This is a genomic window from Bacteroides sp. GM023 (assembly GCF_014750685.1).
GTDB lineage: Bacteria > Bacteroidota > Bacteroidia > Bacteroidales > Bacteroidaceae > Bacteroides.
Map to the genome: position 1 here is coordinate 1 of NZ_JAAXGE010000001.1, position 18,756 is coordinate 18,756.

An 18,756-nucleotide genomic window follows, 5' to 3' on the forward strand; every position below is an offset into this window, starting at 1 on the left:
TGTGAGAGGTCGGAAAATGAAAGTAGGAAGAAAACTACTTTTATTTTCCTCCTACTCGATTTAATGGAATATGTCTCTCTATTCGTGATATATTTTAGCTAATATTCGGGTTTAACTTATGAAATGAAATTTTATTCGATAAAAAAGTAACGTTTTATTTGGTGGTAACGAAATAATCCATACCTTTGCACCGTCAAACTATAAAAAGAGACAAGAAATGAATCAAATGTTTATACATATTCTACTATGCGGTATTATTATTCTACTATCAAAGGTTAGTGGAAGTGAGTGCTGCGCGTAAGTGTGTATAAATGAAGATATACGAAAGCCTTTCTCACTTCCAAGTGTGAAAGGCTTTTTTTAATGCTAATAATTACATAATATAAAAAGAATATGGACAATAGGTTATTTATTTTTGATACCACCCTTAGGGATGGCGAACAGGTTCCGGGATGCCAGTTGAATACAGTGGAAAAGATTCAGGTAGCAAAGGCATTGGAACTACTGGGGGTAGACGTGATTGAAGCCGGATTTCCCATTTCAAGCCCGGGTGACTTTAATTCAGTGATTGAAATTTCGAAAGCGGTGACTTGGCCTACTATCTGTGCTCTGACCCGTGCCGTTCAAAAAGATATTGATGTAGCTGTCGATGCGTTGAGATTTGCAAAGCATAAACGTATTCATACAGGTATCGGCACTTCCGATTCACACATTAAATATAAGTTCAACTCGAATCGTGAAGAAATTATCGAACGTGCGGTAGCTGCTGTGAAATATGCCCGTCGTTTTGTAGACGATGTAGAGTTCTATGCGGAAGATGCCGGTCGTACGGACAACGAATATTTGGCGCGTGTAGTAGAAGCTGTTATCAAGGCAGGAGCTACGGTAGTCAATATACCAGATACGACTGGTTATTGCTTGCCTTCGGAATATGGCGCTAAGATTAAATACTTGATAGACCATGTAGACGGCGTTGAAAATGCAATCCTTTCCACTCACTGCCACAATGACTTGGGTATGGCTACTGCCAATACGATTGCAGGTGTTTTGAATGGCGCACGCCAGGTGGAAGTTACCATCAACGGTATCGGCGAACGTGCCGGAAATACTGCGCTCGAAGAAATTGCAATGATTATCAAGAGCCACCACGAAATTGACATTCAAACTAATATCAATACACAGAAGATTTATCCGACCAGCCGCATGGTATCCAGCTTGATGAATATGCCGGTACAGCCGAATAAGGCTATCGTAGGTCGCAATGCCTTTGCCCACTCTTCGGGTATCCATCAGGATGGTGTGTTGAAGAATGTACAGACGTATGAGATTATCGATCCGCACGATGTGGGCATTGACGACAACTCAATCGTATTGACTGCCCGTAGCGGACGTGCCGCTTTGAAGAACCGCCTGACTATCCTGGGTGTTGAGTTAGACCAGGAAAAACTGGACAAGGTTTACGAAGAGTTCTTGAAGTTGGCAGATAAGAAGAAGGATATTAACGATGATGATATTTTGGTATTGGCAGGTGCAGACCGTAGCCAGAACCACCGCATCAAACTGGAATACCTGCAAGTGACGAGTGGTGTCGGTGTTCGTTCCGTAGCCAGCCTGGGATTGAATATTGCCGGTGAGAAGTTTGAAGGTTGTGCCAGCGGTAACGGTCCGGTAGATGCAGCTATCAAGGCATTGAAGAAGATTGTAGACCGCCACATGACGCTGAAAGAATTTACTATTCAGGCCATTAGCAAGGGAAGTGATGATGTAGGTAAAGTTCATATGCAGGTGGAATACGATAACCAGGTTTATTATGGTTTCGGCGCAAATACGGATATTATTGCCGCTTCAGTAGAAGCCTATATCGACTGTATCAACAAATTCAATTCGTAAAAAGCAGGCTTGGAAGTAGATAAGCCGGTTAAAAAAGAAAATAGTAATTAGTAAAATAGTAAATAAACAGATGAATACATTATTTGATAAGATATGGGATGCCCATGTGGTGACTACCGTGGAAGATGGCCCTACACAGCTTTACATTGATCGTCTATATTGTCATGAAGTAACAAGCCCGCAAGCCTTTGCCGGATTGCGCGAACGTGGAATCGGGGTGTTACGTCCGGAAAAGGTATTCTGTATGCCCGACCACAATACGCCGACTCACGATCAGGATAAACCGATTGAAGATGCTATCTCCAAGACACAAGTGGATACTCTGACGCAGAATGCTAAGGATTTCGGCCTGACACATTACGGCATGATGCATCCGAAGAATGGTATTATCCATGTGGTAGGCCCGGAGCGCGGTCTGACTTTGCCGGGAATGACCATTGTTTGCGGTGACTCCCATACTTCTACTCATGGTGCCATGGGAGCGATTGCTTTCGGTATCGGAACGAGTGAAGTGGAAATGGTACTGGCTTCGCAATGTATCCTTCAGTCAAGACCGAAAACGATGCGTATCACTGTGAATGGTGAACTGGGTAAAGGTGTGACTGCAAAAGATGTGGCTCTGTATATGATGTCCAAGATGACTACCAGTGGCGCTACCGGATACTTTGTAGAATATGCAGGTTCGGTTATCCGCAACATGACTATGGAAGGACGCCTTACGCTCTGTAACCTTTCTATCGAAATGGGTGCACGTGGTGGTATGGTTGCTCCTGATGAAGCGACTTTTGAATATATCAAAGGTCGTGAGAATGCTCCGAAAGGAGAAGAGTGGGAAAAAGCTTTGGCACACTGGAAAACACTGAAGAGTGATGATGATGCCGTATTCGATAAGGAAGTACGCTTTGACGCAGCTGATATCGAGCCGATGATTACCTACGGAACTAATCCGGGAATGGGTATGGGTATCACTCAGCATATCCCTACTACTGAAGGAATGGGCGAAGCCGCACAGGTTTCTTTCAAGAAATCATTGGATTATATGGGATTCGAGCCGGGTGAGTCTTTACTGGGCAAGAAGATTGACTATGTATTCCTGGGTGCTTGTACAAACGGTCGTATTGAAGATTTCCGTGCATTTGCTTCTCTTGTGAAAGGTCGCAAGAAAGCGGATAACGTAATCGCATGGCTGGTTCCGGGTTCCTGGATGGTAGATGCGCAGATTCGTAAGGAAGGCATTGACAAGATACTGACTGAAGCAGGTTTTGCTATCCGTCAGCCGGGATGTTCTGCTTGTCTGGCGATGAATGATGATAAGATTCCTGCCGGCAAATATTCGGTATCTACCAGCAACCGTAACTTTGAAGGTCGCCAGGGACCGGGTGCACGTACATTGTTGGCTAGTCCGCTGGTAGCGGCTGCGGCTGCGGTGACAGGTGTGATTACCGATCCGAGGGAATTGATGTGATTTCAATCGTAAATCGTAAATATTTAAATAGTAAATAAACAGATGGCTAAGACAAAATTTAATATCATAACAAGTACTTGTGTACCCCTGCCTTTAGAAAATGTAGATACCGACCAGATTATTCCGGCTCGTTTCCTGAAAGCAACTACTCGTGAAGAGAAATTCTTTGGTGATAACCTTTTCCGTGACTGGCGTTACAATGCCGACGGTTCTCTGAATCAGGATTTTGTGTTGAATAATCCTACGTACAGCGGACAGGTATTAGTGGCAGGAAAGAATTTCGGTTCGGGTTCGAGCCGCGAACACGCAGCCTGGGCGATTGCCGGATATGGCTTCCGTGTGGTGGTATCCAGTTTCTTTGCCGATATTCATAAAAACAACGAGTTGAACAACTTTGTGCTTCCGGTGGTTGTTACCGAAGAATTCCTGCAAGAACTGTTCGATTCGATTGAAGCGGATCCGAAGATGGAAGTGGAAGTGAACCTTCCCGAACAGACCATCACCAACAAGGCGACAGGTAAAAGTGAACATTTCGAAATCAATGCTTACAAGAAACATTGTTTGATGAACGGATTGGACGATATAGATTTCCTGCTAAGCAATAAAGACAAAATAGAAGAATGGGAAAAGAAGGCGTGAAAATAGAAGTCATGGACACAACGCTCCGTGATGGTGAACAAACCAGCGGAGTATCTTTTGTGCCTCATGAGAAGCTAATGATCGCCCGTTTGCTATTGGAAGATTTGAAGGTAGACCGGGTAGAGGTTGCCTCGGCACGAGTATCGGAAGGCGAGTTTGAAGCCGTGAAGATGATTTGTGACTGGGCAGCCCGGCGCAATCTGCTCCAAAAAGTGGAGGTGCTGGGATTTGTAGACGGCCACACTTCGGTAGACTGGATACAGAGTGCCGGTTGCCGTGTGATTAATCTCCTTTGCAAAGGTTCGCTGAAGCATTGTACGCAACAACTGAAAAAGACACCGGAAGAACATTTGGCGGACGTTATCGACGTGGTGCACTATGCCGACGAGCAGGATATAACCGTCAATGTCTATCTGGAAGACTGGAGTAACGGCATAAAAGATTCTCCCGAATATGTATTCCAGTTGGTGGACGGATTGAAGGAAACGAGTATCAAGCGTTTCATGCTGCCCGATACGTTGGGAGTCCTGAATCCGTTGCAGGTAATAGAGTATATGCGGAAGATGAAGAAACGTTATCCGAATACTCATTTCGATTTCCATGCGCACAATGATTATGATTTGGCGGTGAGCAATGTGCTGGCAGCGGTATTGAGCGGTGTCAAAGGATTGCATACTACCATCAACGGACTGGGCGAACGGGCGGGCAATGCTCCTCTCGCAAGTGTACAGGCTATTCTGAAAGATCATTTCAATGCGGTGACCAATATCGACGAAAGCCGTTTGAACGATGTCAGTCGGGTGGTTGAGTCATATTCGGGTATCATGATACCTGCCAATAAGCCGATTGTGGGCGAGAATGTCTTTACGCAAGTGGCGGGCGTGCATGCCGACGGTGACAATAAAAATAACCTGTATTGCAATGACTTGCTTCCCGAGCGGTTCGGGCGTAAGCGCGAATATGCGTTGGGCAAGACAAGTGGCAAGGCGAATATCCGCAAGAACCTCGAAGACCTCGGACTGCAACTGGACGAAGATTCCATGCGCAAGGTGACGGAACGCATTATCGAACTGGGCGACAAGAAAGAACTGGTGACGCAGGAAGATTTGCCGTACATTGTTTCTGATGTATTGAAACATGGTTCGATAGGCGAGAAGGTCAGACTGAAGAGTTATTTCGTAAATCTCGCTCATGGCTTGAAGCCGATGGCAACGTTGAAGATAGAAATCAACGGAAAAGAATACGAAGAAAGTTCGGGTGGAGACGGTCAGTATGATGCTTTTGTCCGTGCATTGCGTAAGATATATAAGGTGACACTGGGACGTAAATTCCCGATGCTGACCAATTATGCGGTAACCATCCCGCCTGGCGGACGTACGGATGCGTTTGTGCAGACGGTAATCACATGGAGCTATGACGAACAGGTGTTCCGTACCCGTGGACTGGATGCCGACCAGACGGAAGCTGCCATCAAAGCTACTATGAAGATGCTGAATCTCATAGAAGATGAATACGAGAAGAATAACGATTAATGATTATCGATTAGTGATTAATGGAGAGTGAATTATACTACGGTCTTCGGTTAATCACTAATCACTAATAAACTAAACATTAAATAACATGGATTTTAAAATTGCTGTATTAGCAGGCGACGGTATCGGACCGGAAATCTCAGTGCAAGGTGTAGAGGTAATGAGTGCCGTTTGCGAAAAGTTTGGTCACAAAGTAAGTTACGAACACGCCATCTGTGGTGCCGATGCGATTGATAAAGTAGGCGACCCGTTCCCGGAAGCAACCTATCAGGTTTGTAAGGATGCGGACGCTGTACTGTTCTCTGCCGTAGGCGACCCGAAATTTGATAATGACCCTACTGCTAAGGTACGTCCTGAACAAGGTCTGCTGGCGATGCGTAAGAAACTGGGACTTTTTGCTAATATCCGCCCCGTACAGACATTCAAATGCCTGATTCACAAATCTCCGTTGCGTGCGGAACTGGTAGAGAATGCCGATTTTATCTGTATCCGCGAACTGACCGGTGGTATGTATTTCGGTGAAAAATACCAGGATAACGACAAGGCTTATGATACCAACTATTATACCCGCCCTGAAATCGAACGTATCCTCAAAGTGGCTTTCGAATATGCAATGAAACGCAGAAAACACCTGACAGTGGTAGATAAGGCGAATGTCCTTGCTTCTTCCCGTCTGTGGCGTCAGATTGCACAGGAAATGGCTCCTAATTACCCGGAAGTAACGACTGACTATATGTTTGTGGATAATGCTGCCATGAAGATGATTCAGGAACCGGCATTCTTCGACGTGATGGTTACTGAAAATACATTCGGTGATATCCTGACAGATGAAGGTTCGGTAATCAGTGGCTCTATGGGATTGCTTCCTTCTGCTTCTACAGGAGAGAGTACTCCGGTATTCGAACCGATTCACGGTTCATGGCCGCAGGCTAAGGGGTTGAACATTGCTAATCCGTTGGCACAGATTCTTTCCGTAGCTATGTTGTTCGAATATTTCGACCTGAAAGAAGAAGGCGCGTTGATTCGCAAAGCGGTAGACGCTTCTTTGGACGCAAACGTACGTACACCGGAAATCCAGGTTGCCGATGGTGAAAAATACGGAACGAAAGAAGTTGGACAATGGATTGCTGACTATATCAAGAAGGCTTGATAAACGCTGATAATAAACTGATAATATATAAAGCCTGGCATCGGAAACGGCGCCAGGCTTTTATAATTTTAAGAAAACTCAATGGTTTGCTTTTTACCAGCTTTTAATCGTGGAATAGATAAGAATACCGAGCACTGTCAGCAATCCTACGTAAATCGTGATTGACGACTGTTTTATTTCATTTCTTCTTATACGGGTAGACGGTTCTATATAAGCGGCTGCCTTATGAGCAAGAGCACTGAACATCCATCCGCCGAATCCGCCGATAATACCGCCGACAAGTAAGTCGCCGGGATAATGTACGCCCAGGTAGATGCGGGTATAGCAATTGAGGATAGCCCATGTTACAATGAAAATACTCAGCCAGCGTTTGCGGAATGTGAAGAGCACATACATGGCAAGACCGAATGAATTGGCGGCATGGCATGACGGGAAACCGTAACTTCCGCCACGATAACCATTAACGATATATACCATATCCACAATCGGGTTTTCGAGGTTGGCAGGGCGAAGTCTTGCTACAACCGGGCGAATAAGACTACTGCACATTTGATCGGCGAAAGTGATAGTGAGAGCGATAGCCGCCACATAACAAATTACCGCTTTCCAGTGAAAGTTCTTTAGCAGGATATACAAGATGGTTGCGTACATAGGTACCCAAATAATCTTTCCGGTGAAGGAAGTCATAAAGTAATCCCAAAAAGGGGAGTGGATACCATTGAAAGACAGAAAGATACTGGTATCTATCTCTGACAGGAATTTGACGATGTCTGTATTTACCATCATTCTTTATTGTTCTATTTTTTAACGCAGCAAATATACAATAAAGAATAGGAAATTGTCCTATATTACCTTATAAATCTTCTGTAATGCCCGGTCTTATCTCTTGGCAAGATCATCGTAGAGCTTTTGCAGGAAGGCTTTTCCTTTTTCCAGGTTCGCTCCTTTTTCTGTACCTTCGTCGAGTTGTACGGTGTTGGCATCCAAGTTATACACCAATTGATTTTCGGGAGTCACCATACCAAAGAAATTCGGGCGGGTGAAATATCCGAAATGCGGGGATGCCGGATTCATAATATCCTTGCTGAAGGTAAATTCATCGTGCGGCAATCCTAGCTGTGAAAGCAGGGTGGCGGCAATGTCGATTTGTGAAGCATAGGTATCTATGACACGGGGCTCTTTGACTGCTCCGCCGAACATAATCAGCGGAATAGTTTGGCCGTCCAATGGATTTTCTATCGGATAAGGATAGGCGCCCTGATGGTCGGGAACAAGTACAAACAGCGTATTCTTCCATAGCGGTGTCTCCTTATACTGCTTTACAAAATCACCCACGCAACTGTCTGCATATGCAAACGCATTGAGCACTTTATCGTCAAGCCTGTGGAACGGCACTTCGAACGGCTCGTGACTGCTTGAGGTCTGAACGAGTTTCAGGAAAGGTTCCTGTTGCTTTTCTTCTTTAATGTCTTTCATAAGCCGTTGGAACAGGACATGATCCTGTGCCCCCCATTTTCCGGTGCGTTCGGACAAAGGGAAATCTTTATCGCAAATAATCTTTTCGATGCCGGAAGATATCAGATAAGAGCGCATATTCGTAAAGTCTGCGTCTCCGCCGTAATAATAATCTAAACTATATCCGGCATTTTTCAGGCTGCGCGGGATGGAAGGAAGTTTATCCGTCTTTTCGGGATACTTCATGATGCTGGTACTCGGCTGTCCGGGATAAGCACTAATGATGGATGCCAGTCCGCGGTCGGTACGGAAACTGCTGGCATAGAAGTTACTGAATAAGATGCCTTCTTTTGCGAATTTATCCATGTTGACAGCAACATTGGGCTGTCCGCCGAAAGTTTCCATCAAGTGTGTGGAGAAACTTTCGAGAATGATAAAGACGATATTCGGGCGTTGGGTATTCAATAATTGCGGGATGCTGTCTGTGGCTGTGACGGGCTTGTCGAGCATGGTTGCAAATAGTTCGTCCGCCACTTTCGGATCCATGAAGCGGAATTGCTTGTCGAAATTGGTCTGATGAGTAGCGGAGTACATGAAGCTGAATGCCGGATTGATGGCAGCATGGTTCATCCGCTGGTCCTGGCTGAAATATACTTTGCTCAAATTCATGGTCGATACGGTGAAACCGCCGCGGATAGGAATAAAGAGGGCGGCTGTCAGCAACAGAAGTGCGAGAGAGACATTTTGTCGCCGATAGGGTATCTTCAATGGTTTTCTTTCGCGGATGAGCACCATATAGAATATATAGTATAAGAGGGCGGCGTAGATAAGCATCGCCAGTATGCCTAACAGGACAAACCAAAAGCTGACACTTGCCATGGCGTCTTTGGGCGAAGAGAAGAAATAGAAAATAGGGGTGGCATCCAGGCGGAATCCCCAAAAACCGTACAATCCGAGGTCAACGATAAAGATGCAAGCCATGACGAAAGCGATTATTCCGAAGTAGACTTGCCGGATGCGCCGGAGTATGGATGATTTTGTCCAGGCGGAAGCTATGAGTATAAGTCCCGGAATGGCGGTGAGGTAGCCGGCGAGTGAAAAATCCAAAGGCAGTCCGTGCCACATGACACTGAAATAATCGCCGAAGGACACACCGCTATATAATTCATGGTAGTAAACCATGAAGATAGGTTTTTGAAGAACAAACAGAAGGACAAACAAAAAATAGGTCGTGAGAAATTGTATAATTCTCTTTTTCATATATGTAAACTTAAAAAGATTGAACGGATACAAAGTTACTATACTTTTCCTTATCTTTCTTATGATGTGATGTAAAACATACCTTTTTTTCCATATCTTTGCCCTAAATGTGACAAAAATTAAGTAATGAAATGGCTAAGATTGCAAAGAAACTAACAGATTTAGTGGGGAATACCCCTTTGATGGAACTTTCCGGTTATAGCGAAAAGTATGGTCTGAAACAAAATATAATTGCCAAACTGGAGTCTTTCAATCCGGCTGGAAGCGTAAAAGACAGGGTGGCTCTTTCGATGATTGAAGATGCTGAAGCACGCGGAGCGTTGAAACCCGGCGCAACAATTATTGAACCGACAAGTGGAAATACCGGTGTCGGACTGGCAATGGTGGCTACCATTAAAGGGTATCATCTGATATTGACTATGCCTGAAACGATGAGCCTGGAACGTCGGAATCTGTTAAAGGCACTCGGCGCTGAAATTGTACTGACGGACGGATTGGGTGGGATGACTGCTTCTATTGCCAAGGCGGAGGAGTTGCGCGATAGTATTCCCGGTTCGGTGATTTTGCAACAGTTTGAAAATCCTGCCAATGCTGCCGCCCACGAACGTACGACGGGTGAAGAAATATGGCGGGATACGGACGGTGAAGTAGCGGTTTTTGTTGCCGGAGTCGGTACAGGAGGAACTGTTTGCGGTGTAGCTCGTGCGTTGAAGAAACACAATCCGGATGTTTATATAGTAGCGGTGGAACCGTCGTCGTCTCCTATACTGGCAGGCGGACAGGCAGCTCCGCATCGTATTCAGGGAATCGGGGCGAACTTTATTCCGAAGTTATATGATGCATCTGTGGTGGATGAAGTGATTGGTGTGCCCGATGATGAAGCGATTCGTGCCGGACGTGAATTATCGGCAACGGAAGGTTTGCTGGCAGGCATTTCTTCGGGTGCGGCAGTATATGCAGCCCGCCAGTTGGCAGAGCGTCCCGAGTTTCAGAACAAAAAAATCGTAGCGTTGTTACCTGATACGGGAGAGCGTTATTTGTCTACCGAGTTGTTTGCATTTGACGCGTATCCGTTGGATTGATTCATTAATTATACCCGAACTATATGATAAGAATTATTATAGCATTGCTCTTTTGTTTTCCGGTTGCCATTTGTGCGCAGACCTATCAACAGTTGTCAGAAAAAGCAATCGAATGCATCGAGAAGGACAGTCTTCCCCAAGCTGAAAAACTTCTGCTTCAGGCATTGAAACTAGAGCCGAAAAATGCAAAGAACGCCCTACTCTTTTCTAATTTAGGATTGGTGCAGCGTCGGCTGGGAGAGTTCGACAAGGCTTTGGAATCGTATTCGTTTGCCTTGAACTTTGCTCCGTTGGCAGTGCCTATTCTTCTTGACCGTGCTGCCATTTATATGGAGATGGGAAAGACAGACCGTGCTTACACGGATTACTGTCAGGTGCTTGATGAGGATAAACAGAACAAAGAAGCATTGTTGATGCGTGCTTATATTTATGTAGTTCGCAGGGATTATCCGGCTGCGCGGATAGACTATAACCGTTTGCTGGAGATTGACCCGCAGAGTTACAGCGGCCGTTTAGGACTGGCTACCCTTGAACAGAAAGAAGGAAAGTTTCGTGAAGCTCTTGATATTCTGAACAAGATGATTGTGGAAAGTCCCGACGACGCAATACTTTATGTCGCCCGTGCCGATGTGGAGCGTGAGATGAAACACGACGATTTGGCATTGGTGGATTTGGAAGAAGCTATCCGGCTGAATCCGTCATCGGCAGATGCTTATCTGTTGCGTGGAAATATCTATCTGGCTCAAAAGAAGAAAGCATTGGCAAAAACTGATTTTGAGAAAGCCATCTCTTTAGGAGTTCCGCCTGCTGATTTGCACCAACAACTTCAACAGTGCAAGTAAAGCCATAATTGAGCAATTATATATTCCCGATTAGCATAAAGGAAAGCCCTTTATTATAAGAATGGGTTCGTTCCACCTATGTTTCCCTTTAGTTCTACCTATGTGGAACTAAAGGGAAACATAGGTGGAACTTAAAGATAACCACTGTGGAACGAATACTGATTAGTAAAGCGGCTCACTAATATATACTATGTGACTTACTAATATATGCTATCAAAGAATCTCTTTTATTCAACGAACTGCCTAATCAGATTAACGAAGTCTTTTCCATATTTCTTTTTCTTATATTCTCCGATACCGCTGATTGAACCGAAATTTTCAATGGTAGTGGGGCGTGAAATACTAAGCAGATGCAACACCTTGTCCGACAAGACAATATAAGCGGGCAAAGCTTCCTGGTCGGCAAGCTGTTTTCGTAATCCGCGCAATGCTTCGAACAAATCCTCGCTTTCGCCGCCTGCCACACCGAAGGGAAGTTCTTTGGCGATAACCACCTTCTTCTTTTTTCCTTTGGGAGTGGCAGCTTCTTCGTGGTGGATAACCACCAGTGTCGCTTGTGTTCTACCGAAAAGTATATCGCTTCCGCTTGACGTGATTTTGAGGTGATTATTCTCATTATAAGCTATCTCGAAGTAGCCCAACTGGAGCATTTGAAGCAGATAATCCTGCCAGTCGCGAGGTGGAATATCTCGCCCTGCACCGAATGTTTTAAGTTCCTGGTATCCTTTTCCGGTCACTTCCGCCGAGTAATTCCCGCGCAGAATGTCAATCAGCAATCCTGTGCTGATTTGCTGTTCTGCACGTGCGATGGCGCTTAATGCTTTCTGCACGATAACCGTCCCGTCAAATCGTTGAGGAGGATTTTTGCAGACATCACAGTTTCCGCAATCTTCGGTAGTCGTTTCTCCGAAATAACTTAGCAGGATTCGTCTCCGGCAAATATCCGCTTCCGAATACTGCTGCATACGTTGGAGCTTTTCCAGGTTGATGCTCTGCTGGTTGCTTTCCGTGGCAAACTTAGTCAGCAATATCAAGTCGCCCAATGAGTAAAACAAGACGGTGTCGCTTGGCAGACCGTCCCGTCCGGCACGTCCTATCTCCTGATAAAAGCTCTCTATGCTTTTAGGAAGGTTATAGTGGATAACCCAGCGGACATTCGACTTGTCGATACCCATGCCGAAAGCAATCGTGGCACATACCACCTGAATCCGGTCATTGATGAAATCATCCTGCGTCCCATCCCGTTGCTGCGTAGACAATCCGGCGTGATAAACCCCGCAACGAATCCCCTGCTTCTGCAACATTTGGGCTACCGCCTCCGTCTTGCTTCTGCTCATGCAGTAAATGATTCCGCTTGTTCCCTCGTGCCGATGGATAAAATCGAGGATAGCTTTATTCTTTTCCTTTGCCTGGAAACCGCGTTTTACTGTCAGGCTGATATTAGGTCGGTCGAAAGAAGATATAAAAGTGCGGGGCTCGATAAGATGGAGTTGGCGGACAATGTCCCCGCGGGTGATTTTATCTGCGGTGGCAGTCAGGGCAACAATCGGCACTTGCGGGAATTGTTGATGAAGTACCCCCATTTGAGTGTACTCCGGTCGAAAATCGTGTCCCCATTGCGAAATACAGTGCGCTTCATCAATAGCGAACAGGGAAATATGCATATCTCGCAATAAATAGTCTTTTTCTGCCAGCAATTTCTCCGGTGAAATGTAAAGCAGCTTCAAACGTCCCTCGATGCAAGCACGGCGCAGGTTGGCGTTTTCTGTTTCGTCATTACTGCTGTTCAATGCTCCGGCAGCGACTCCGTTTGCCAACAATGCTTCCACCTGATCTTTCATTAATGAAATCAGCGGCGACACTACGACGGCAGTACCTTCGCAGAGCAGGGCAGGGAGCTGGTAACAGATTGATTTTCCCCCGCCAGTGGGCATTAGCACTAATGCATCCTTCTTGTTGAGGATGTGGCGGATGATATCTTCTTGCAGGGGACGGAAACTATCGTATCCGAAATATTTCTTCAGAGTTTCTCTCATGGATGCCATTTTAATCTTGCTGCAAAGGTACGTTTTTCTTTCGCAATTTCCGCAATGTGTAGATTTCAGTTTCCGAGATGAAATATAAAAAGGTTAAAGTTTCTTATTATTCGAGCTTATTCCCTCTTTTTCAAGGTTTTTGATTGTTTATTTAGAAAAAAAATGCACAAAATAATTGTGTGTTTAAAAAAAAAGTAAGACATTTGTAACATGTAACGTTGCAAATATGCGAGTACTAACAAATGAACAAACCCTAACCAGTTAATTCAATGAGTGATTTAGAGAACAAAAAATCGGAAGAAACTCCGAAAAAACGTCCCTACAATTTGAGGGAAAAGAAAGAAAAGAAGGCTGCATACAGGTCCTTAATCAGACCGGAATTGGCAGACGAGTTGTATGACAAGATCCTGAATATCATCGTTGTACAGAAGAAGTACAAGGATGCTGACTATTCAGCGAAAGATTTGGCGAAAGAGCTAAAGACGAATACTCGTTACCTTTCTGCAGTAGTGAACTCACGTTTCGGCATGAACTATTCTTGTCTGCTGAATGAATACAGAGTAAAAGATGCTTTGCATTTATTGACGGATAAACGTTATGCCGACAAAAATGTGGAAGAGATTAGCGCCATGGTTGGCTTTGCAAATCGTCAATCTTTTTACGCTGCATTTTACAAAAACGTAGGTGAAACTCCTAACGGATATCGCAAAAAACATTTGGAAAACAAAAAGTAATTGCGCATTCCGAAATTAATCGAAAGGAATTACCTCTAAATGAAAAATTTTGGAGATAATTCCTTTTCTTGTTTTTAATTAATCAACACTAGCATTATGAATAAACATCTTATTTCAATGGCGGTAACTGCAACGATTCTAACGTCGTGTGGCGGAGCCAAAACAACAACTGCCGAGGCAGATAAATTCAATTATACAGTGGAACAATTTGCAGATTTACAGATTTTGCGTTATAAAGTCCCCGGATTTGAGGAACTGACGCTGAAACAGAAAGAACTGATTTATTACCTGACAGAGGCTGCTCAGGAGGGAAGGGATATTCTGTTTGACCAAAATGGAAAATATAATTTGAGAATCCGTCGGATGCTCGAAGCAGTATATACTAATTATCAGGGTGATAAAACGACTCCTGATTTCAAGAACATGGAAGTGTACCTGAAACGGGTATGGTTCTCCAATGGTATTCATCATCATTATGGAACGGAGAAGTTTGTACCCGGCTTCTCGCAGGATTTTCTGAAAAAGGCTGTGCTCGGACTTGATGCCGGGTTGCTTCCGTTGGCGGAAGGGCAGACTGCCGGACAACTTTGCGATGAACTTTTCCCTGTTATCTTTGACCCGACTATCCTGCCGAAGCGAGTGAATCAGGCGGATGGTGAGGACCTTGTACTGACTTCCGCTTGTAACTACTACGACGGAGTGACGCAGAAGGAAGCGGAAGATTTCTATGGCGCGATGAAAGATCCGAAAGATGAGACTCCGGTTTCGTATGGCTTGAACAGCCGTTTGGTAAAAGAGAACGGTAAGTTGCAGGAGAAAGTATGGAAAGTAGGCGGACTTTATACACAGGCTATCGAGAAAATCGTTTATTGGCTGAAGAAGGCTGAAGCAGTAGCCGAGAATGATGCGCAGAAAGCGGTTATCACCAAGCTGATTCAGTTCTATGAAACCGGTAATCTGAAAGATTTCGATGAATATGCCATCCTTTGGGTGAAAGACCTGGATTCACGCATCGACTTTGTGAATGGATTTACGGAAAGTTATGGTGACCCGCTGGGAATGAAGGCTAGTTGGGAATCACTGGTGAACTTCAAGGATATTGAATCTACACACCGCACGGAGATTATCAGTAGCAATGCACAGTGGTTCGAAGACCATTCTCCGGTAGATAAATCGTTCAAGAAAGATGAAGTGAAAGGCGTATCGGCAAAAGTGATTACTGCCGCTATCCTTGCCGGTGACCTTTATCCGGCTACGGCTATCGGCATCAACCTGCCGAACGCAAACTGGATTCGTGCTCATCACGGTTCCAAGTCGGTGACTATCGGCAACATTACAGATGCTTATAACAAGGCGGCTCATGGAAACGGATTCAACGAAGAATTTGTGTACAGTGATACGGAAAGACAATTGATTGATGCCTATTCCGACCTGACGGATGAACTTCATACCGACCTGCACGAATGTTTGGGACACGGTTCGGGCAAGTTGCTTCCGGGTGTCGATCCTGACGCGTTGAAGGCTTATGGTTCTACGATTGAAGAAGCGCGTGCCGATTTGTTCGGACTCTATTATGTGGCTGACCCGAAATTGGTGGAACTGAAATTACTGTCTTCTCCCGATGCTTACAAAGCTCAATATTATACGTATCTGATGAACGGCTTGATGACGCAGCTGGTACGTATCGAACCGGGAAACACGGTTGAAGAAGCTCATATGCGTAACCGTCAGTTAATTGCCCGTTGGGTATTTGAGAAAGGGGCGGCCGACAAGGTAGTGGAATTGGTGAAGAAAGACGGAAAGACGTATGTCGTTATCAATGATTATGAAAAGGTGCGTGAATTGTTCGGCGAATTGTTGGCTGAAATTCAGCGTATCAAATCGACAGGCGACTTTGCGGGTGCCCGTTCGTTGGTAGAGAATTATGCGGTGAAGGTAGACCCGACTCTGCATGCTGAAATATTGGAGCGTTATAAGAAGCTGAACCTGGCTCCTTACAAAGGCTTTGTGAATCCGAAATATGAATTGGTGACAGATGAAAACGGAAACGTTACAGATGTCACTGTGGCTTATGATGAAGGGTATGTAGAACAAATGCTGCGTTACAGCAAGGATTATTCTCCACTTCCTTCAGTAAACAACTAATCTGAAAATGGATATTAAAGAACAACTGAAAGATATCAAAACACAGCTCCGTCTCTCCATGAACGGGGCTGTGTCCCAAAGTATGCGTGAAAAAGGGCTCGTGTACAAACTCAATTTCGGAGTGGAGCTGCCCCGCATCAAAACAATAGCCGAAGGCTATGAGAAGAATCACGACCTGGCGCAAGCCTTGTGGAAAGAGGAGATTCGCGAATGTAAGATTTTGGCGGGAATGCTTCAGCCGATTGACACTTTCTATCCCGAAATTGCTGATATTTGGGTGGAAGACATCCGGAATATCGAAATCGCGGAACTGACCTGTATGAACCTTTTCCAAAACCTGCCGTATGCTCCTGCCAAGTCTTTCCACTGGATAGCCGATGAACGGGAATATGTGCAGACCTGCGGTTTCCTGACTGCCGCCCGGCTTCTGATGAAGAAGGGGGATATGACCGAACGGGCTTCCGGCGAGCTGCTCGACCAGGCGATGTGCAGCGTTCATTCCGAAAGTTATCATGTGCGCAATGCGGCTTTGCTGGTAATCCGCAAATATATGCAGCATAGCGAAGAGCATGCTTTCCAGGTGTGCCGCATGGTGGAAGGAATGGCTGATTCTGCCGTAATAGGAGAACAGATGCTTTATAATATGGTGAAAGCGGAGACAGAATGACTGCTCTGATAAATATCAAAGAAATCCTTTTGCGTTCCGCAAAAAAGGCTTAACTTTGTTGGCGCTAATTTTGGCTGATGATGGAAACTCAAAACGTGAAAGATACAGTAAGGCAGATATTCACGGAATATCTCACGGCGAACGGGCATCGTAAGACTCCTGAACGATACGCCATACTCGATACAATCTATTCTATCGACGGCCATTTCGATATAGACATGCTCTATTCACGGATGATGGACCAGGAGAATTTCCGGGTGAGCCGGGCAACTCTCTACAATACCATTATTCTTCTTATCAATTCAAGGCTGGTCATCAAGCACCAGTTCGGTACTTCCTCCCAATACGAAAAATCATACAACCGCGATACGCATCACCATCAGATATGTATGCAATGCGGTAGAGTGACCGAGTTTCAGAACGAGGATTTGCAGCATGCCATTGAAAATACGAAATTAAGCCGCTTTCAACTTTCGCATTACTCCTTATATATATATGGAATATGCAGCAAGTGCGACAGAGCTAACAAAAAGAAGAAAGTTAATAACAACAATAAAAAAGAAAAATGAAAGTAGATGTTCTTTTAGGATTACAATGGGGCGACGAAGGTAAAGGAAAAGTAGTCGACGTTTTAACACCTAAGTACGATGTGGTTGCTCGTTTCCAGGGCGGCCCGAATGCCGGTCATACACTTGAGTTCGAGGGACAGAAGTATGTGCTTCGTTCTATTCCTTCCGGTATTTTTCAGGGAAACAAGGTAAACATTATCGGTAACGGAGTGGTACTTGACCCGGCACTGTTCAAGGCAGAAGCGGAAGCTCTTGAAGCATCAGGCCATCCGTTGAAAGAACGTTTGCACATCTCAAAGAAAGCTCATCTTATTCTTCCGACACACCGCATTCTCGATGCTGCTTACGAAGCTGCCAAGGGTGATGCCAAAGTAGGAACGACCGGAAAAGGTATCGGCCCTACTTATACGGATAAAGTTAGCCGTAACGGTGTTCGTGTAGGTGATATACTTCATAACTTCGAACAAAAATATGCGGCTGCGAAAGCCCGCCACGAAGAAATCCTGAAAGGTCTGAACTATGAGTATGACCTCACGGAACTGGAAAAGACCTGGTTGGAAGGTATTGAATATCTGAAACAATTCCATTTCGTAGATAGCGAACATGAAGTGAATAATCTGCTGAAGGATGGCAAGAGTGTTCTTTGTGAAGGTGCGCAAGGTACGATGCTTGACATTGATTTCGGTTCATACCCGTTCGTGACTTCTTCCAATACGGTTTGCGCAGGCGCATGCACCGGACTGGGAGTAGCTCCTAACCGTATCGGCGAGGTGTATGGTATCTTCAAGGCATATTGTACACGTGTAGGTGCAGGCCCGTTCCCATCAGAGTTGTTTGATGAAACAGGAGATAAGATGTGCACATTGGGACATGAATTCGGTTCGGTAACGGGACGTAAACGTCGTTGCGGATGGATTGACCTGGTAGCGTTGAAGTATTCCGTGATGATAAACGGTGTTACCAAATTGATTATGATGAAGAGCGATGTTCTCGATACATTCGACATTATCAAGGCTTGTGTAGCTTACAAAGTGGATGGTGAGGAAATCGATTACTTCCCGTATGACATTACCGACGGCGTGGAACCTGTATATGCAGAACTTCCGGGCTGGAAAATTGATATGACTAAGATGCAGAGCGAAGATGAGTTCCCTGAAGAATTCAATGCTTACCTGACTTTCCTGGAAGATCAACTTGGTGTGGAAATCAAGATTGTATCTGTTGGACCGGACAGAGCGCAGACTATCGAACGTTATACTGAAGAATAACAAGCTGATAAATTATATAGGG

Annotated in this window: 15 protein-coding genes; 12 read left to right on the forward strand and 3 right to left on the reverse strand. The window is 45.0% G+C overall.

All coding sequences use genetic code 11. The features are described from left to right. Positions 1-393: 393 nt before the first annotated feature. The 5 genes from HC965_RS00005 (at position 394) to leuB (ending at position 6,676) form a co-directional block, all read left to right on the forward strand. The gene (locus tag HC965_RS00005) at positions 394-1,890 is read left to right on the forward strand and encodes a 2-isopropylmalate synthase (protein WP_191029500.1); all 1,497 of its coding nucleotides are present in this window, start codon (positions 394-396) and stop codon (positions 1,888-1,890) included. Positions 1,891-1,960: 70 nt separating this feature from the next. After that, on the forward strand, positions 1,961-3,355 hold the full coding sequence (leuC, locus tag HC965_RS00010) for a 3-isopropylmalate dehydratase large subunit (protein WP_191029501.1): 1,395 nt from the start codon (positions 1,961-1,963) through the stop codon (positions 3,353-3,355). Positions 3,356-3,397: 42 nt separating this feature from the next. Then, on the forward strand, positions 3,398-3,994 hold the full coding sequence (gene leuD / locus HC965_RS00015) for a 3-isopropylmalate dehydratase small subunit (RefSeq protein ID WP_073342741.1): 597 nt from the start codon (positions 3,398-3,400) through the stop codon (positions 3,992-3,994). Next, positions 3,976-5,526: an alpha-isopropylmalate synthase regulatory domain-containing protein gene (locus HC965_RS00020; RefSeq protein ID WP_191029502.1), complete on the forward strand. Its 1,551-nt coding sequence runs from the start codon at positions 3,976-3,978 to the stop codon at positions 5,524-5,526. Before leuD ends, HC965_RS00020 begins: the two co-directional genes overlap by 19 nt. A gap of 88 nt (positions 5,527-5,614) precedes the next feature. Then, positions 5,615-6,676, forward strand: a complete 1,062-nt coding sequence (gene leuB, locus HC965_RS00025) for a 3-isopropylmalate dehydrogenase (RefSeq protein ID WP_191029503.1) — start codon at positions 5,615-5,617, stop codon at positions 6,674-6,676. A 93-nt stretch (positions 6,677-6,769) separates the two neighbouring features. Here leuB and HC965_RS00030 read toward each other — a convergent pair whose 3' ends face one another. Next, positions 6,770-7,459: a phosphatase PAP2 family protein gene (locus HC965_RS00030; protein WP_191030023.1), complete on the reverse strand. Its 690-nt coding sequence runs from the start codon at positions 7,457-7,459 to the stop codon at positions 6,770-6,772. Between the two features lie 96 nt (positions 7,460-7,555). Continuing rightward, positions 7,556-9,391, reverse strand: coding sequence for an LTA synthase family protein (locus tag HC965_RS00035; protein WP_191029504.1), 1,836 nt, complete (start codon positions 9,389-9,391; stop codon positions 7,556-7,558). Positions 9,392-9,522: 131 nt separating this feature from the next. Between HC965_RS00035 and cysK the strand changes: the two genes are divergently transcribed. Both cysK and HC965_RS00045 read left to right on the forward strand, forming a co-directional pair. Beyond that, on the forward strand, positions 9,523-10,473 hold the full coding sequence (gene cysK, locus HC965_RS00040; RefSeq protein ID WP_191029505.1) for a cysteine synthase A: 951 nt from the start codon (positions 9,523-9,525) through the stop codon (positions 10,471-10,473). Positions 10,474-10,496: 23 nt separating this feature from the next. Continuing rightward, entirely contained in the window at positions 10,497-11,315 is an 819-nt protein-coding gene (locus HC965_RS00045; protein ID WP_191029506.1) for a lipopolysaccharide assembly protein LapB, read from the forward strand. 227 nt (positions 11,316-11,542) lie between these two features. Here the strand turns inward: HC965_RS00045 and recQ are convergent, their stop codons facing one another. Then, entirely contained in the window at positions 11,543-13,351 is a 1,809-nt protein-coding gene (gene recQ / locus HC965_RS00050; RefSeq protein WP_191029507.1) for a DNA helicase RecQ, read from the reverse strand. A 269-nt stretch (positions 13,352-13,620) separates the two neighbouring features. On the opposite strand from recQ, the gene HC965_RS00055 reads away from it, so the two are divergent. The 5 genes from HC965_RS00055 to HC965_RS00075 all read left to right on the forward strand — a co-directional run bounded on the left by HC965_RS00055 (position 13,621) and on the right by HC965_RS00075 (position 18,734). Continuing rightward, a complete protein-coding gene (locus HC965_RS00055) occupies positions 13,621-14,085 on the forward strand; it encodes an AraC family transcriptional regulator (RefSeq protein WP_167966763.1) in 465 nt (154 codons plus the stop codon). A gap of 96 nt (positions 14,086-14,181) precedes the next feature. Continuing rightward, a complete protein-coding gene (locus HC965_RS00060) occupies positions 14,182-16,230 on the forward strand; it encodes a dihydrofolate reductase (RefSeq protein ID WP_191029508.1) in 2,049 nt (682 codons plus the stop codon). A 7-nt stretch (positions 16,231-16,237) separates the two neighbouring features. After that, the gene (locus tag HC965_RS00065) at positions 16,238-16,897 is read left to right on the forward strand and encodes a DNA alkylation repair protein (protein ID WP_191029509.1); all 660 of its coding nucleotides are present in this window, start codon (positions 16,238-16,240) and stop codon (positions 16,895-16,897) included. An 80-nt stretch (positions 16,898-16,977) separates the two neighbouring features. After that, entirely contained in the window at positions 16,978-17,466 is a 489-nt protein-coding gene (locus HC965_RS00070; protein WP_191030024.1) for a Fur family transcriptional regulator, read from the forward strand. After that, entirely contained in the window at positions 17,463-18,734 is a 1,272-nt protein-coding gene (locus HC965_RS00075; protein WP_191029510.1) for an adenylosuccinate synthase, read from the forward strand. The genes HC965_RS00070 and HC965_RS00075 overlap by 4 nt, the downstream gene beginning before the upstream one ends. Positions 18,735-18,756 lie beyond the last annotated feature (22 nt).

Coding starts and splice junctions, on each gene's coding strand:
- HC965_RS00005 (WP_191029500.1), top strand. CDS start 394: ATGGACAATAGGTTATTTATTTTTGATACCACCCTTAGGGATGGCGAA.
- leuC (WP_191029501.1), top strand. CDS start 1,961: ATGAATACATTATTTGATAAGATATGGGATGCCCATGTGGTGACTACC.
- leuD (WP_073342741.1), top strand. CDS start 3,398: ATGGCTAAGACAAAATTTAATATCATAACAAGTACTTGTGTACCCCTG.
- HC965_RS00020 (WP_191029502.1), top strand. CDS start 3,976: ATGGGAAAAGAAGGCGTGAAAATAGAAGTCATGGACACAACGCTCCGT.
- leuB (WP_191029503.1), top strand. CDS start 5,615: ATGGATTTTAAAATTGCTGTATTAGCAGGCGACGGTATCGGACCGGAA.
- HC965_RS00030 (WP_191030023.1), bottom strand. CDS start 7,459: ATGGTAAATACAGACATCGTCAAATTCCTGTCAGAGATAGATACCAGT.
- HC965_RS00035 (WP_191029504.1), bottom strand. CDS start 9,391: ATGAAAAAGAGAATTATACAATTTCTCACGACCTATTTTTTGTTTGTC.
- cysK (WP_191029505.1), top strand. CDS start 9,523: ATGGCTAAGATTGCAAAGAAACTAACAGATTTAGTGGGGAATACCCCT.
- HC965_RS00045 (WP_191029506.1), top strand. CDS start 10,497: ATGATAAGAATTATTATAGCATTGCTCTTTTGTTTTCCGGTTGCCATT.
- recQ (WP_191029507.1), bottom strand. CDS start 13,351: ATGAGAGAAACTCTGAAGAAATATTTCGGATACGATAGTTTCCGTCCC.
- HC965_RS00055 (WP_167966763.1), top strand. CDS start 13,621: ATGAGTGATTTAGAGAACAAAAAATCGGAAGAAACTCCGAAAAAACGT.
- HC965_RS00060 (WP_191029508.1), top strand. CDS start 14,182: ATGAATAAACATCTTATTTCAATGGCGGTAACTGCAACGATTCTAACG.
- HC965_RS00065 (WP_191029509.1), top strand. CDS start 16,238: ATGGATATTAAAGAACAACTGAAAGATATCAAAACACAGCTCCGTCTC.
- HC965_RS00070 (WP_191030024.1), top strand. CDS start 16,978: ATGGAAACTCAAAACGTGAAAGATACAGTAAGGCAGATATTCACGGAA.
- HC965_RS00075 (WP_191029510.1), top strand. CDS start 17,463: ATGAAAGTAGATGTTCTTTTAGGATTACAATGGGGCGACGAAGGTAAA.